The organism is Streptomyces sp. RLA012 (assembly GCF_056270325.1).
This window is the reverse complement of the sequence record NZ_JBWDPA010000002.1, coordinates 10,219,703-10,233,192: the sequence shown is the minus strand read 5'-3', so window position 1 is coordinate 10,233,192 and position 13,490 is coordinate 10,219,703. Positions and strand designations below refer to the sequence as shown.

Sequence of the window (13,490 nt, the reverse complement as noted above, 5' to 3'; positions counted from 1 at the left end):
AGATTTGTTGCATCGTAATTAAATGCACTTGCATCCAATGCATGTGCATGTACTGTCTTCCGCATGACCTCTCCGCTCACCACCCCCACGCCCGAGGGACGCTGGACCCCACGGCTGTGGGGCACCCTGCTGGTGCTCTGCGCCGCGATGTTCCTGGACGCGCTGGACGTGTCGATGGTCGGCGTCGCCCTGCCGTCCATCGGCTCCGAACTCGACCTCTCCACCTCGACGCTGCAATGGATCGTCAGCGGCTACATCCTGGGATACGGCGGACTGCTCCTCCTCGGCGGCCGCACCGCCGACCTGCTGGGCCGCCGCCAGGTCTTCCTGGTGGCCCTGGGCGTCTTCGCGCTCGCCTCACTGCTCGGCGGACTCGTCGACTCGGGCCCGCTGCTGATCGCCAGCCGCTTCATCAAGGGCCTGAGCGCGGCGTTCACCGCACCGGCGGGCCTGTCGATCATCACCACGACCTTCGCCGAGGGCCCGCTGCGCAACCGCGCCCTGTCGATCTACACCACCTGCGCGGCCACCGGCTTCTCGATGGGCCTCGTACTGTCCGGCCTGCTCACCGAGGCCAGTTGGCGCCTCACCATGCTGCTGCCCGCGCCCATCGCGCTGCTCGCCCTGCTCGTCGGCCTGAAGCTCCTCCCGCGCAGCGCACGCGAGAAGGACCACAACGGGTACGACATCCCGGGCGCCGTCCTCGGCACGGCGTCGATGCTGTTGCTCGTGTTCACCGTCGTCGAGGCCCCACAGGCCGGCTGGGCCTCGACCCGTACGCTCCTGTCCTTCCTCGCCGTGGCCGTCCTGCTCACCGTGTTCGTGCGCGTCGAACGGCGCTCGGCGGGACCGCTGATCCGGCTCGGCGTGCTCCGCTCCGGCAGCCAGATCCGCGCGCAACTCGGCGCGATGGCCTTCTTCGGTTCGTACGTCGGATTCCAGTTCCTGGTGACGTTGTACATGCAGTCGCTGCTCGGCTGGTCGGCCCTGCACACCGCGCTCGCCTTCCTGCCCGCCGGCGCGCTGGTCGCGCTCTCCTCGACGAAGGTCGGTGCCGTCGTCGACCGCTTCGGGACCCCGCGGCTGATCGCGGTGGGCTTCGTCCTGATGGTCGTCGGCTACGCGCTGTTCCTACGCGTCAGCCTCGATCCGGTGTACGCGTCCGTGATCCTGCCGACGATGCTGCTGATCGGAGCGGCCTGCGCGCTGATCTTCCCCTCGCTCAACATCCAGGCCACCAACGGTGTCGACGACCACGAACAGGGCATGGTCTCGGGTCTGCTCAACACCTCGGTCCAGGTGGGCGGCGCCCTCTTCCTCGCCGTCGTGACCGCGGTCGTGACCGCGAACTCCTCGGCGGGCTCCTCCCCGCAGGACGTCCTCGACAGCTACCGGGCCGGCCTGCTCGTGGTGACGGGCATAGCCCTGGCGGGGCTGCTGATCACACTGCCGGGCCTGCGGACCCGGCGTCCGCGGGAGTCGACGGTGGTCGCCAGGTCCGTACCCGAGACCGAGGAGCGCCGGGTCGCCGTCCGCGACTGATCCCGCTCGAACCGCCCCCGCTCGAACCGATCCCACTCCAACCGACCCCGTCCAACCGACGCGCCCGGCGGGCAGCACCCTGCCTGCTGGGCGCGCTCCCATGACACACTCGCCGCATGGGGATACGTACGCAGGCGCACCGGGACGCGATGACGGTGGAGATCGGGTACGCGCTGTTCAGCGCGGCCTTCGCGGCGGCCCTCGCACTGGGTGCCGTAGCCGGTCCCGCGCTGCTCTTCGATCTACCGTTCTCCCTCGAAAAGTGCCTGATCACCTCAGGGGTGCTGCTGGCCACCGCACTCTTCGCGGTACGCGTGGTCACGGTGCTCGTCCGCTTCGGCCGCGCGGCCGGCGCTCACCCGAGCCACCCCGGCCGCACCAACCCCGACTCGTAGGCCAGCACCACCAGTTGGGCCCGGTCACGCGCGCCCAGCTTCACCATGGTCCGGCTGACGTGGGTCTTGGCGGTGAGCGGGCTGACGACAAGGCGCCGCGCGATCTCGTCGTTGGACAGACCGATCCCGACCAGGGCCATCACCTCCCGCTCCCGTTCGGTGAGCCGGGCGAGCGACTCGGCGGCCGCGGGCTCCTTGGAGCGGGCCGCGAACTCGGAGATCAGCCGGCGCGTCACCCCCGGTGACAGCAGCGCGTCGCCCCCGACCACCGCCCTTACCGCGCGCAGGAGTTCGTCCGGCTCGGTGTCCTTGACGAGGAAGCCGGACGCACCGCAGCGGATCGCCTCGAAGACGTACTCGTCGAGCTCGAAGGTGGTGAGCATGACCACCTTGACCTCCTTCAGGTCCGGCTGCTCGGTGAGACGGCGGGTCGCGGCGAGGCCGTCGAGCAGGGGCATGCGGATGTCCATCAGGACGACGTCCGGGCGCAGTTCCCGTACCTTGCGCAGCGCCTCCTCGCCGTCGGCCGCCTCGCCGGTCACCTCCAGATCCGGCTGCGCGTCGAGCAGCGCCTTGAAGCCTGCCCGGACCAGCGACTGGTCGTCGGCGAGCAATACGCGGATCACCGGTCCTCCTTGAGCCTCAGTGGGAGCACGGCCAGCACCCGGAACCCTCCGTCGTCGCGCGGGCCCGCCTCGATGGTGCCACCGAGGGCCGCGGCCCGCTCCCGCATTCCGGCCAGCCCGTTGCCGCTGCCGCCCGCGTCGACGCCGACCGCGGGCCCGTCGTCGTCGATCCGCAGCCGCAGCACGCCCTGCGCGGCATCGAGCCGCACGCGCGCGTGCCGCGACCCCGAATGCCGTACGACATTGGTGAGCGCCTCCTGGACGATGCGGAACGCGGCGAGGTCGGTACCCGGCGGCAGCTTCGGGGGGCCGCCCGGGCTCTCGATCTCGACCGTCAGACCCGCGCTCGCCGCCTGCTCGACGAGTTCCGGAAGCCGGTCGAGCCCGGGCGCCGGAGCACGCGGCGCCTCCCCCGGCGTACGGAGTGTGTCGAGCACCTGCCGGACCTCGCCGAGCGCCTCCTTGCTGGCCTCCTTGATGGTGGTGAGTGCCGTGCGGGCCTGCTCGGGGTCGGAGTCGAGGAGCGCGAGACCGACGCCCGCCTGGACGTTGATCACCGAGATGCTGTGGGCGAGGACGTCGTGCAGCTCGCGGGCGATCCGCAGCCGTTCCTCGTCGGCGCGGCGGGCGGCGGCCCGCGCACGCTCGGCACGGTCGCGGGCCCACTGCTCCCGGCGTACCCGAGCCAGCTCCGAGACCACCACGATCACCACCACCCAGGTGACGATGGCGAGCTCCTGGTTCCAGGAGGCGGCCCGGTCCCCCGTGGGCGGCAGCCGGCGGTAGAGCCAGTGCCCGATCAGCAGATGGCCGGCCCAGAGCATGGCGACGGCCGTCCAGGCGGCCCTGCGGTGCCCGGCGACGACCGCACCGAAGCAGCCGGCGGCCACGGTGACGAAGACAGGCCCGTACCCGTACCCGGCAGCCAGATACACCAGCGCCGTCGCGGCCGTCCCGAAGGCGACGAACACCGGGTACCGCTGCCGCCACAGCAGCAGGCCGGTGCCGGCGATCAGCAACGCCCTCGCGAGGAAGTCCAGGGGCGCGTGTTCGCCGGCCTGGGCGTGCGCGGCGAACTGCGAGCCGACGAGCACGAAGACGGTCAGCAGCAGGGTGGAGCGCCACGGCCACCGGTCACCGCGCTCGCGTTCACCCTGCCCCGCGCCGTGCCCCGCGCCCTGCCTCTCACCCTGCCCCTCGCCGTGCTTCTCGCCGTCCCAGCGGTGCCACCCCGGTGGCCCGTGCCGCCACCACGGCGGCGTCCCGCCCCAAGCCGGGGACCTGGGAGTTCGCTGCTCTTCCATGACGGTCACGCTAGACGTCACGGGCCGCCCCGGGCGTCAGCCGAACGAGGTGATCACGCGTACTCCCCCCGGAGTACCTCCACGGCCGTACCGCGGGTCAGGATCCGGACCCGCCGCCTCCGCCGCCCACGGTCCCGGTCGGCTCGGGGAACACCAGGCCCACACCGTGGGCGAGTTGGTCCACCGCCTGCCGGAAGAACGGCTCACGGTCCTCCACGAGCCGGTTGAACTGCCCGAAGAGCTCGAAGCCGATCAGCCCGAAGAGCTGGGCCCAGGCGGCCACGAGCGCCGTGACCACCTCGGGCGGGAGATCGGGGGCGAGGTCGGCGGCCATCCGCTGCGCCTCGGCCTTCAGCCCGGCCGACAGCGGGGTACGGGCCAGTCCCTTGCCCCGGTACGCGTCACGGACGATGCCCACCAGGAGCAGTCCCACCCGGGAGGCTGCCGGGATCGTCGTATCCGGCGCGATGTAGCCGGGCACGGGCGAGCCGTAGATGAGCGCGTACTCGTGCGGATGCTCCAGCGCCCAGCGACGCGCCGCCATGCCCACCGATGTCCAGCGCTCGCGCGGCCCGGCGTCCGCGACCTCGGCGTGCGCCGCCTCCGCGCTCTCGCCCAGGGAGTTGTAGGCGTCGATGATGAGTGCGGTCAGCAGGTCGTCCCGGCTGGGGAAGTAGCGGTAGAGCGCGGAGGAGACCATGCCGAGCTCGCGGGCGACGGCTCGCAGCGAGAGCTTGGCGGCGCCGTCCGCGGCGAGCTGTCTGCGCGCCTCGTCCTTGATGGCCGCGGTGACCTCGATCCTGGCGCGGGCACGTGCCCCTCGTGCGGTACTCATGCGGGGCAGTGTGCCACGTTTTCAGAGCAGTGCACACAAACGAGATCGGTGCACACAAAAGTGAGCGGCGCACCAAATCGAGAGCACTGCTCTTGCTTTGGAGCGCCGCTTCCGTGCAGACTGCTCTCAAGCGAGAGCAGTGCTCACAAACAGGAGCAGCGCTCTCCCCAATGAGCAGCGCTCTCTCAACCGATGGGGGTCACCATGTCCACACACGTCCAGAAGCCCGGCTGGTTCACCGTCCACATCCTCAATCGCTCCGTGGCCTGGATGACCCGCCGCGGCATCAGCGTCTGGGGTTCCCGGGTCCTGGCCGTCCGCGGCCGCAAGAGCGGCGCGTGGCGCACAACTCCGGTCAATCTGCTCACCGTCGACGGGCGGCAGTACCTGGTCGCCCCCCGCGGTCACGTCCAGTGGACGCACAACATGCGGGCCGCGGGAGGCGGTGAGCTGCACCTCGGCAAGAAGGTGGACGTGTTCACCGCGACCGAGATCGGCGACGACGACAAGGTCCCGCTGCTGCGCGCCTACCTCAAGCGCTGGAAGGCCGAGGTCGGTGTGTTCTTCGCCGGGGTCGGCCCCGATTCGTCCCCCGAGGAGCTGCGGCGCATCGCCCCCGACCACCCGGTCTTCCGGATCACGGTCGAGAGCTGACCGCCGCCGACCGACCGAGCGGTCGACCGCGGCCCACACCTCGGCCCAGGTCACTCCTCGGCCCAGGTCACTCCTCGGCCCAGGTCATTCCTCGGCCGCGGTCACCTCACTGACCGCGGGTCGCCTGTCGAGCGCGGTCAGGGCGCGCCCGGCCAGCGGGTGGGACCGTACGAGCTCGCCCAGCGTGGTCGAACCGCGGGTGATCCCGGCGAACGCCTTCCAGGCCGGCCGGAAGCCGGTGATGACCGCGTGCAGCATGCCCGGCCTGCGCTCGAAGGCGGTGAGCATGCGCTTGCCGACGCTCATCTCGACGCCGAGCCCGGCCTTGATGGCGAAGGCGTAGTTGAGCGCCTGACGCCGGGTGTCCACCGCGTCGTGCGCCTCGGCGATCCGTACCGCCCACTCCCCCGCGAGCCGGCCGGAGCGCAGCGCGAAGGAGATGCCCTCGCGGGTCCAGGGTTCGAGCAGCCCGGCCGCGTCACCGCAGACCAGCACCCGCCCCCGGGAGAGCGGCGAGTCGTCGGCGCGGCAGCGCGTCAGGTGGCCGGAGGAGATGCTCGGCTCGAACCCGGCGAGGCCGAGCCGGGCGATGAAGTCCTCCAAGTACCGCTTGGTGGCGGCGCCTTCACCGCGCGCGGAGATCACGCCGACGGTGAGCGTGTCGCCCTTGGGAAACACCCAGCCGTAACTGCCGGGCATGGGACCCCAGTCGATGAGGACCCGCCCCTGCCAGTCCTCGGCGACGGTCTCCGGCACCGGGATCTCGGCCTCCAGGCCCAGGTCGACCTGATCGATCTTCACTCCGACGTGCGCCCCTATCCGGCTGGCGCTGCCGTCGGCGCCGACGACCGCCCGCGCCAGCACCGTCTCGCCGCCCTGCAGGACGACGGCGACGGTGCGCCGGTCGGGCACGGCGGACCCGTGCTGTTCGACCCGCGAGACCGTGACGCCGGTGCGCAGTTCGGCGCCCGCCTTCTGCGCGTGCTCGACGAGCTGCTGGTCGAACTCGGGCCGGTTGATCAGCCCGAACAGCATCTGCTTGGAGCGCCGGGTGCGGGTGAACTTGCCGTCGAGCGAGAACGTGACCGCGTGCACCCGGTCCTTGAGCGGCAGCTCGAAGCCGGGTGGCAGGGCGTCGCGCGAGGGGCCGACGATGCCGCCGCCACACGTCTTGTAGCGGGGCAGCTCCGCCTTCTCCAGCAGCAGGACGCTGCGTCCCGCGACCGCTGCCGCATAGGCGGCCGAGGCGCCCGCCGGCCCCGCGCCGACCACGACGACGTCCCATACCCGCTGTTCGTCGTCCGCCGAAGAGTTCTCGCTGCTCACGATGGTCTACTGCTCCCAGTCCAGCCGTCTGCCGCACCTGTCCCGAGCATCCTACGGCGGGCATCGCCGCAGACCGCTGTGGGAGGATCGGGGGCGTATGCGCCCTGCACACCAGTACGTGCGTGCGCATCGCCCGATCAATCGCCCGATCACCTGTACACAGAAGTACAACGTCGCACCTACGAGGAGCGTGCCCATGTCGTCGAATCCGGTCGCCGAGACCGTCGCCTCGCTGATGCCCAGGGCGCAGGCGGAGCTCACCGAGCTGGTGGCCTTCCGGTCGGTGGCGGACTTCGACCAGTTCCCCAGGAGTGAGAGCGAGAATGCCGCGAACTGGGTCGCCGACGCGCTGCGCGCCGAGGGATTCCAGGACGTGGCGCTGCTCGACACCCCGGACGGGACGCAGTCGGTGTACGGCCATCTGCCCGGGCCCGAGGGCGCCAAGACCGTTCTGCTGTACGCGCACTACGACGTGCAGCCGCCGCTGGACGAGGCGGCCTGGACCACTCCGCCGTTCGAGCTGACCGAGCGCGGCGGCCGCTGGTACGGGCGCGGGGCCGCCGACTGCAAGGGCGGCTTCATCATGCACCTGCTCGCGCTGCGTGCGCTGAAGGCGAACGGTGGCGTTCCGGTGAGCGTCAAGGTGATCGTCGAGGGCTCGGAGGAGCAGGGCACGGGCGGTCTGGAGCGGTACGCCGAGGAGCACCCGGAGCTGCTGACCGCGGACACCATCGTGATCGGCGACGTCGGCAACTTCCGGCTCGGCCTGCCGACGGTCACCTCGACCCTGCGCGGGATGACGCTCGTACGGGTGCGGATCGACACGCTGGAAGGCAATCTGCACTCGGGCCAGTTCGGCGGGGCGGCGCCCGACGCGCTGGGCGCGCTGATCCGCGTACTGGACTCGCTGCGCGCCGAGGACGGTTCGACGACGATCGACGGGCTGACCGGGGACGCGCGCTGGGAGGGGCTGCAGTACGAGGAGGCGGCGTTCCGCAAGGACGCCAAGGTGCTGGACGGGGTCGAGCTGATCGGCTCCGGCACGGTCGCCGACCGTATCTGGGCGCGTCCGGCCGTCACCGTGCTCGGGATCGACTGCCCGCCGGTCGTCGGCGCCACCCCGTCCGTGCAGGCGGGCGCCCGCGCGCTGGTGAGCCTGCGGGTGCCGCCGGGCGTGGACGCGGCCGAGGCGACCAAGCTGCTGGCGGCCCATCTGGAGGCGCACACTCCGTGGGGCGCGCGGGTGAGCACCGAGCCGATCGGTCAGGGCCAGCCGTTCCGCGCCGACACCTCCAGTCCGGCGTACACGGCGATGGCCGAGGCCATGGCGGTCGCCTACCCGGGCGAGGAGATGCAGTCCGCGGGCCAGGGCGGCTCCATCCCGCTGTGCAACACCCTCGCCTCGCTGTACCCGCAGGCGGAGATCCTCCTCATCGGCCTGAGCGAGCCGGAGGCGCAGATCCACGCGGTGAACGAGAGCGTCTCCCCCGAGGAGTTGGAGCGCCTGTCGGTCACCGAGGCGCTGTTCCTCCAGAAGTACGCGGCGAGCTGACAGCTCCGCCGGGAGCAGAGGGCCCCGCTGCGGGGCGCGGGCCCTGGACGCAGCCGTCGTAGGCGGTGAAGTCCCGAAACCGCCAGCCGTGTGCCGTTGGAGGTAGCTTGACGCAATGAACACCCCTGACCCGGTGCGCGTGTTACGCCTCAAGGCGCACGATGACGTCTCCACGGCGTTGGCGCTGTGCAGTGATCGTGAACTGGCGGAGCTCGTCGACGCCGCGGCACCGCTCGGCCGGGGCATCGGGGGCAGATCGGCGCTCCTGGAGGTCGACGGCACTCCCGTCTTCGTGAAGCGGGTGCCGCTCACCGACGCCGAGTCGCTGCCGGAGAACCTGCGGTCCACGGCGAACCTCTTCGGTCTGCCGATGTTCTGCCAGTACGGCATCGGAGGGCCCGGCTTCGGAACCTGGCGCGAGCTCGCCGTGCACACGATGACCACCAACTGGGTGCTGGCGGACCGGTTCGAGGGCTTCCCGCTGATGTACCACCGGCGGGTGCTGCCGGACGAGGTACAGCCGCTGCCCGAGGAACTGGCCGATGTGGAGCGGGCCGTGGCCTACTGGGGGGACTCGGCGCAGGTGCGCCGTCGGATCGAGTCCCTGCGCGACGCCTCGGCGTGTGTCGCGCTGTTCCTGGAGTACCTCCCGCACAACCTCCACGACTGGCTGGGCGCCCGGGTGCGGGACGACGAGCAGGCGGTGTCCCTGGTGGAGCGGGGGCTCAGGGACGGCGTCTCCTTCATGAACGCGCGCGGACTCCTGCACTTCGACGCGCACTTCGAGAACATCCTCACCGATGGCCGGCGCCTGTACTTCGCGGACTTCGGCCTCGCGCTGTCCTCGCGTTTCCACCTCTCCGGCCAGGAGCGCGAGTTCTTCGCCCAGCACGAGAACTACGACCGGTCCTACACGATGACGTACCTGGTGAACTGGCTGGCCACCGCCCTCTACGGGTACGGGAGGGACGAGCGAGAGGCCTTCGTGCGCGCCTGCGCCGAAGGCGAGCGCCCCCGGGACATCCCTCCGACCGCCGCCGCCCTACTCACCCGCCACGCGCCCCTCGCCGCCGTGATGGGGGACTTCAACCGCAGACTCCGGCTGGAGAGCCGACGGACCCCGTACCCGGCCGACGAGCTGCGCCGCATCGCTCAGAGCAGTCAGAGCAGTCAGAGCAGTTCGACCGTCTCGGCGTAGTGACAGGCGACCGGGTTCCCGCCGCCCCGGTCGATCAGCTCCGGCGCCCGCTCCACGCACGAGGTCCGCTCGCTCTCCGTGAGTTCGTTCGCGAACCTGGGGCACCGGGTGCGGAAGCGGCAGCCGCTCGGCGGGCGGATGGGGCTCGGTACGTCGCCCTCCACCGTGACGCGTCGCCGGGCCCGCTCCTTGCGCGGGTCGGGCAGCGGGATGGCCGAGACGAGGGCCTGGGTGTACGGGTGGGCGGGGCGGGCGAAGAGCTGCCGGGCCGGGGCGATCTCGACGAGGCGGCCCAGATACATGACCGCCACCCGCCTGGCGACATGCCGCATCACCGACAGGTCGTGGGCGACGAAGAGGAAGGACAGGCCGAGTTCGCTCTGCAGGTCCATCAGCAGATTGAGCACTCCGGCCTGGATGGACACGTCCAGCGCGGACACCGGTTCGTCGAGCACGACGACCTTGGGGCGCAGCGCCAGCGCGCGGGCGATGCCGATGCGTTGACGCTGTCCGCCGGAGAACTCGTGCGCGTAGCGGTTGCCGTGCTCGGGGTTGAGACCGACCAGGCGGAGCAGCTCGCGCACCTCGTCGCCCGCTCCGGGGCCGTACCGGCCGTGAATGCGCAAGGGCTCGGCGACGATCTCGTGCACCGAGATCCGGGGGTCGAGGGAGGCGTACGGGTCCTGGAAGACGATCTGCAACTCCCGTCTCAGGGGCCGCATCTGACGTCTGCCCAACTCCGTCAGTTCACGCCCCTGGTAGCGGACCTGGCCGGAGGTGGCGCTCTCCAGGTTGAGCAGGGTGCGGGCGATGGTGGTCTTGCCGGAGCCCGACTCGCCGACCAGGCCGAGGGTTTCGTTCTTGTGCAGGTCGAAGGAGACTCCGCAGACGGCGTGCACGTCGCCCACGCGGCGGCGTACGACTCCGCGTGACATGACCGGGAAGTGCTTGACGAGGTCGCGTACCTGGAGCACCGGCTCACCGGTGCCGCCGTGCCCAGGGAGCGGTGCCAGGGGCTGGGGCGCGCTCATACGGTGTCCTCGCTCTCCGTGTCGGCGAAGCGGGCCAGCGCCTCGGAGTCCGCGCCGACCGCCTCGAAGAGATCCCCCGCGCCCGTGTCGACGAGCCGGTCGGCGAAGTGGCAGGCGCTGAGATGACCGTCGTGCCCCGTCGTCCGCAGCGGGGGTTCGTCGGTGTCGCACACGTCCTGCCGCAGCGGACAGCGCGGCGCGAACGGACAGCCGGGCGGCAGATGCAGCAGCGAGGGCGGGGAGCCGGTGATGGGGGTCAGCCGTTCCTCCTCGCGGTCCATCCGGGGCAGCGAGCCGAGCAGGCCGAGGGTGTAGGGCATGCGCGGGGTGTAGAAGATGTCCTCGACGGAGCCGGTCTCCACGATCCGGCCGGCGTACATGACGGCGACCCGGTCGGTGTGCCCGGCGACGACCCCGAGGTCGTGGGTGATCAGGACGAGGGCGGCACCGGTCTCGGAGCGGGCCGTCTCCAGGGCGTCGAGGATCTGGGCCTGCACGGTGACGTCGAGGGCGGTGGTCGGCTCGTCGGCGATGATCACATCCGGGTCGTTGGCCATGGCGATGGCGATGACGACGCGCTGGCGCATACCGCCGGACAGCTCGTGCGGGTAACTGTCCACGCGGCGCTGGGGACTTGGGATGCCGACCGTGCCGAGCAGTTCGACGGAGCGGTCACGGGCCGCGCGGTGGCTCAGGTCCGGCTGATGGCGCAGGAGCGTTTCGGCTATCTGATACCCCACCGTGTACACGGGGTTGAGCGAGGTCATCGGGTCCTGGAAGATCATGGCGACGCCACTGCCGCGGAGGTCCGACAGTCGTGCGTCGGACAGGCCCAGCAGTTCCGTGCCCTCGAACCGCACCGAGCCGCGCACCCGGGCCGTCGCCGGGAGCAGCCCCATCACGGCGAGCGCGGTCACGGACTTCCCCGACCCCGACTCGCCGACGATGCCCAGGGAATCGCCGCGTTCCAGCCGGTAGCCGACCCCGCGGACGGCCCGTACGACACCGTCCTCGGTCGGGAACTCCACGCTCAGGCCCTCGACTTCGAGTACGGAGTCCAGGGCGCCGCCCGCCTGTACGCCCTCGCCGGTCGTCATCACTGTCGCACCCTTTGCTGCCGGGGGTCGAAGGCGTCGCGCAGCCCGTCGCCGATGAAGTTGATGGTCAGCGCGATCGCGATGATGAAGGCGCCGGGGATGTAGAAGAGCCAGGGCCGGGTGTCGACGGCCGTCTGGGCCTGGGCGACGAGCAACCCCAGGGAGGTGTCGGGGGGTTGGACGCCGAAGCCGAGGAAGGACAGGGCGGTCTCGGTGAGGATGCCGGTGGCCACCAGGACCGTCGCGTTGACGATGACGGGGCCGAGTGCGTTGGGCAGCAGATGGCGGAAGATGATCCGGGTGTCGGAGGCGCCCAGCGCGCGGGCCGCCTCGATGAACTCCTTCTCGCGCAGCGACAGCACCGTGGACCTGACGACCCGGGAGACGTACGCCCAGGTCAGTCCGGCGATGACGACGGCGATCCAGTACCAGGAGCCGCCGCTGCGCGAGGAGATCACCAGGGCGATGGCGAGCAGCGGCAGGGTGAGGACCAGGTCGGCGATACGCATCATGATCGCGTCGACGATGCCGCGGTAGAAACCGGCGATGGCTCCCCAGACCGCGCCGACGGCCGTCGAGCCGAGGGCGATCATGATGGCGATCTTGAGCGAGGTCTGGGTGCCGCGCATCACCTGGGCGTACGCGTCGATGCCGGTGGAGTCGGTCCCGAACGGGTGCTTCCCCGAGGGTGCCTGGGAGTTGTCCGGGGTCATCCTCCCGTACGAGTAGTGCCAGAAGTGCGGCGCGACGAAGGCCCAGACGACGATGAGCAGGAAGATCACCAGGCTGGTCATGGCCGCCCGGTGGCGCAGGAAGCGGCGCAGGATCAGCTGGGTCTGGGTGCGTTCCTTGACGGTGAACTCGTGCTCGGTCCGGGCCGCACCGCCGCCGGACGCGCCGGGTGCCGAGGACGCCTGGGTGTCAGTCATACCGGATCCTCGGGTCGAGAACGGCGTACAGCAGGTCGGAGATCAGGTTGAACGCGATGACGACGACCGCCGACAGCAGCAGCCACGCCATGGTGCGGTAGACGTCGACGGTCTGGGCCGACTGGACGAGCATCTCGCCCATCCCGTGCCACTGGAAGATCGTTTCCGTGACCACGGCGCCGCCGAGGATCTGGGCGACGTCGAGCGCGGTCACGGTGGCGAGCGGGATGAGCGCGGTGCGCAGGGCGTGCCGGGTCATGACGGTGCCGCGGCGCAACCCCTTGGCGCGGGCCAGTCGTACGTAGTCGCTGCCCAGCACCTCCAGCATCGAGGCACGTGTGTAGCGGGTCCAGGAGGCGAAGGAGACCAGGGCGAGGGTGATGGTCGGCAGGACGAGATGGCCGACGCGGTCGCTGAACTCGTTCCACAGGGTGTCGTGGTCGAGATACGTCGACTTCTCGCCGATGGTGCCCAGGAACTGGCTGCCGGTCTTCTCGTTCACCCAGATCCCGGCCTGCTTGAGCAGCACGGCGAACCAGAACACGGGCATGGCGAGGAAGAGGAACCCGACGAAGGTGATGCCGTAGTCGGAGATCGAGTACTGGCGGATCGCGCTGTACACCCCGAAGACCACGGCGAGCAGCAGGGCGATGAGCATCGCGGCGGCGACCAGGGTGACGGTCACCCGGAACCGGGTGACCAGGTCGTGCCCGATGTTCAGGTTGGACTGCACGGAGGGGCCGAAGTCGCCGTGCAGTACGCCGGTGATCCAGTTCCAGTAGCGGGTGGCGACGGGTTCGTCGGCGTGGATGTGCCGGGCGAAGGCGGCGACGGCGGCCTTGCTCGGCGCGGGCTGACGTGAGGTGGCGAAGTTGGCTACGGGGTCGCCCGCGTTGACCACGACGAGAAAGACGATGAACGTGGAGGCGATCAGTACGGGGATGGAGACGAGTACGCGGCGCACGGTGTAGGCGAGCATGCGGCCTTCCCTCGGATGCCGT

13 protein-coding genes are annotated in these 13,490 nt (G+C 70.7%); 5 read left to right on the top strand and 8 right to left on the bottom strand.

Annotation, left to right across the window (positions count from 1 at the left end):
* Nucleotides 1–63 precede the first annotated feature (63 nt).
* Together RV986_RS46445 and RV986_RS46440 are read left to right on the top strand one after the other, a co-directional pair.
* A complete protein-coding gene (locus tag RV986_RS46445; RefSeq protein ID WP_475923123.1) occupies nt 64–1,542 on the top strand; it encodes an MFS transporter in 1,479 nt (492 codons plus the stop codon).
* 116 nt (nt 1,543–1,658) lie between these two features.
* Nucleotides 1,659–1,937, top strand: a complete 279-nt coding sequence (locus RV986_RS46440) for a DUF6332 family protein (protein WP_475923122.1) — start codon at nt 1,659–1,661, stop codon at nt 1,935–1,937.
* Here the strand turns inward: RV986_RS46440 and RV986_RS46435 are convergent.
* From RV986_RS46435 to RV986_RS46425, 3 genes are all read right to left on the bottom strand, one after another.
* Nucleotides 1,898–2,563: a response regulator transcription factor gene (locus RV986_RS46435; RefSeq protein ID WP_475923121.1), complete on the bottom strand. Its 666-nt coding sequence runs from the start codon at nt 2,561–2,563 to the stop codon at nt 1,898–1,900. The genes RV986_RS46440 and RV986_RS46435 overlap by 40 nt on opposite strands.
* Nucleotides 2,560–3,867, bottom strand: coding sequence for a sensor histidine kinase (locus RV986_RS46430; RefSeq protein WP_475923120.1), 1,308 nt, complete (start codon nt 3,865–3,867; stop codon nt 2,560–2,562). Before RV986_RS46430 ends, RV986_RS46435 begins: the two co-directional genes overlap by 4 nt.
* A gap of 97 nt (nt 3,868–3,964) precedes the next feature.
* Nucleotides 3,965–4,702, bottom strand: a complete 738-nt coding sequence (locus tag RV986_RS46425; protein ID WP_475923119.1) for a TetR/AcrR family transcriptional regulator — start codon at nt 4,700–4,702, stop codon at nt 3,965–3,967.
* Between the two features lie 204 nt (nt 4,703–4,906).
* Here RV986_RS46425 and RV986_RS46420 point away from each other — a divergent pair, with 204 nt between their 5' ends.
* A complete protein-coding gene (locus tag RV986_RS46420; RefSeq protein ID WP_475923118.1) occupies nt 4,907–5,356 on the top strand; it encodes a nitroreductase family deazaflavin-dependent oxidoreductase in 450 nt (149 codons plus the stop codon).
* An 84-nt stretch (nt 5,357–5,440) separates the two neighbouring features.
* Here RV986_RS46420 and RV986_RS46415 read toward each other — a convergent pair whose 3' ends face one another.
* Nucleotides 5,441–6,682 carry a geranylgeranyl reductase family protein gene (locus RV986_RS46415; protein WP_475923117.1) on the bottom strand — a complete coding sequence of 414 codons (1,242 nt, stop codon included), beginning with the start codon at nt 6,680–6,682 and terminating at the stop codon, nt 5,441–5,443.
* A gap of 196 nt (nt 6,683–6,878) precedes the next feature.
* Here RV986_RS46415 and RV986_RS46410 point away from each other — a divergent pair, with 196 nt between their 5' ends.
* Together RV986_RS46410 and RV986_RS46405 are read left to right on the top strand one after the other, a co-directional pair.
* Nucleotides 6,879–8,234, top strand: a complete 1,356-nt coding sequence (locus tag RV986_RS46410; protein WP_475923116.1) for a M20/M25/M40 family metallo-hydrolase — start codon at nt 6,879–6,881, stop codon at nt 8,232–8,234.
* A 115-nt stretch (nt 8,235–8,349) separates the two neighbouring features.
* Nucleotides 8,350–9,432 (top strand): protein kinase family protein, encoded by a 1,083-nt coding sequence (locus RV986_RS46405; protein WP_475923115.1) that lies wholly within the window; start codon nt 8,350–8,352, stop codon nt 9,430–9,432.
* On the opposite strand, the gene RV986_RS46400 is transcribed toward RV986_RS46405, so the two are convergent.
* From RV986_RS46400 to RV986_RS46385, 4 genes are read right to left on the bottom strand one after another with little or no spacing between them, the layout of a single operon-like run.
* Nucleotides 9,405–10,463, bottom strand: coding sequence for an ABC transporter ATP-binding protein (locus RV986_RS46400; protein WP_475923114.1), 1,059 nt, complete (start codon nt 10,461–10,463; stop codon nt 9,405–9,407). The genes RV986_RS46405 and RV986_RS46400 overlap by 28 nt on opposite strands.
* Nucleotides 10,460–11,560, bottom strand: a complete 1,101-nt coding sequence (locus RV986_RS46395; protein ID WP_475923113.1) for an ABC transporter ATP-binding protein — start codon at nt 11,558–11,560, stop codon at nt 10,460–10,462. Before RV986_RS46395 ends, RV986_RS46400 begins: the two co-directional genes overlap by 4 nt.
* Entirely contained in the window at nt 11,560–12,489 is a 930-nt protein-coding gene (locus tag RV986_RS46390) for an ABC transporter permease (RefSeq protein ID WP_475923112.1), read from the bottom strand. The genes RV986_RS46395 and RV986_RS46390 overlap by 1 nt, the downstream gene beginning before the upstream one ends.
* Nucleotides 12,482–13,468, bottom strand: a complete 987-nt coding sequence (locus tag RV986_RS46385; RefSeq protein ID WP_475923111.1) for an ABC transporter permease — start codon at nt 13,466–13,468, stop codon at nt 12,482–12,484. Before RV986_RS46385 ends, RV986_RS46390 begins: the two co-directional genes overlap by 8 nt.
* Between the last annotated feature and the right edge of the window lie 22 nt (nt 13,469–13,490).

What these genes read in the sequence shown, in the direction of transcription:
- RV986_RS46390 (WP_475923112.1), bottom strand. Translation starts at nt 12,489, where the DNA reads ATGACTGACACCCAGGCGTCCTCGGCACCCGGCGCGTCCGGCGGCGGT.
- RV986_RS46395 (WP_475923113.1), bottom strand. Translation starts at nt 11,560, where the DNA reads ATGACGACCGGCGAGGGCGTACAGGCGGGCGGCGCCCTGGACTCCGTA.
- RV986_RS46400 (WP_475923114.1), bottom strand. Translation starts at nt 10,463, where the DNA reads ATGAGCGCGCCCCAGCCCCTGGCACCGCTCCCTGGGCACGGCGGCACC.
- RV986_RS46430 (WP_475923120.1), bottom strand. Translation starts at nt 3,867, where the DNA reads ATGGAAGAGCAGCGAACTCCCAGGTCCCCGGCTTGGGGCGGGACGCCG.
- RV986_RS46445 (WP_475923123.1), top strand. Translation starts at nt 64, where the DNA reads ATGACCTCTCCGCTCACCACCCCCACGCCCGAGGGACGCTGGACCCCA.
- RV986_RS46440 (WP_475923122.1), top strand. Translation starts at nt 1,659, where the DNA reads ATGGGGATACGTACGCAGGCGCACCGGGACGCGATGACGGTGGAGATC.
- RV986_RS46420 (WP_475923118.1), top strand. Translation starts at nt 4,907, where the DNA reads ATGTCCACACACGTCCAGAAGCCCGGCTGGTTCACCGTCCACATCCTC.
- RV986_RS46405 (WP_475923115.1), top strand. Translation starts at nt 8,350, where the DNA reads ATGAACACCCCTGACCCGGTGCGCGTGTTACGCCTCAAGGCGCACGAT.
- RV986_RS46385 (WP_475923111.1), bottom strand. Translation starts at nt 13,468, where the DNA reads ATGCTCGCCTACACCGTGCGCCGCGTACTCGTCTCCATCCCCGTACTG.
- RV986_RS46410 (WP_475923116.1), top strand. Translation starts at nt 6,879, where the DNA reads ATGTCGTCGAATCCGGTCGCCGAGACCGTCGCCTCGCTGATGCCCAGG.
- RV986_RS46425 (WP_475923119.1), bottom strand. Translation starts at nt 4,702, where the DNA reads ATGAGTACCGCACGAGGGGCACGTGCCCGCGCCAGGATCGAGGTCACC.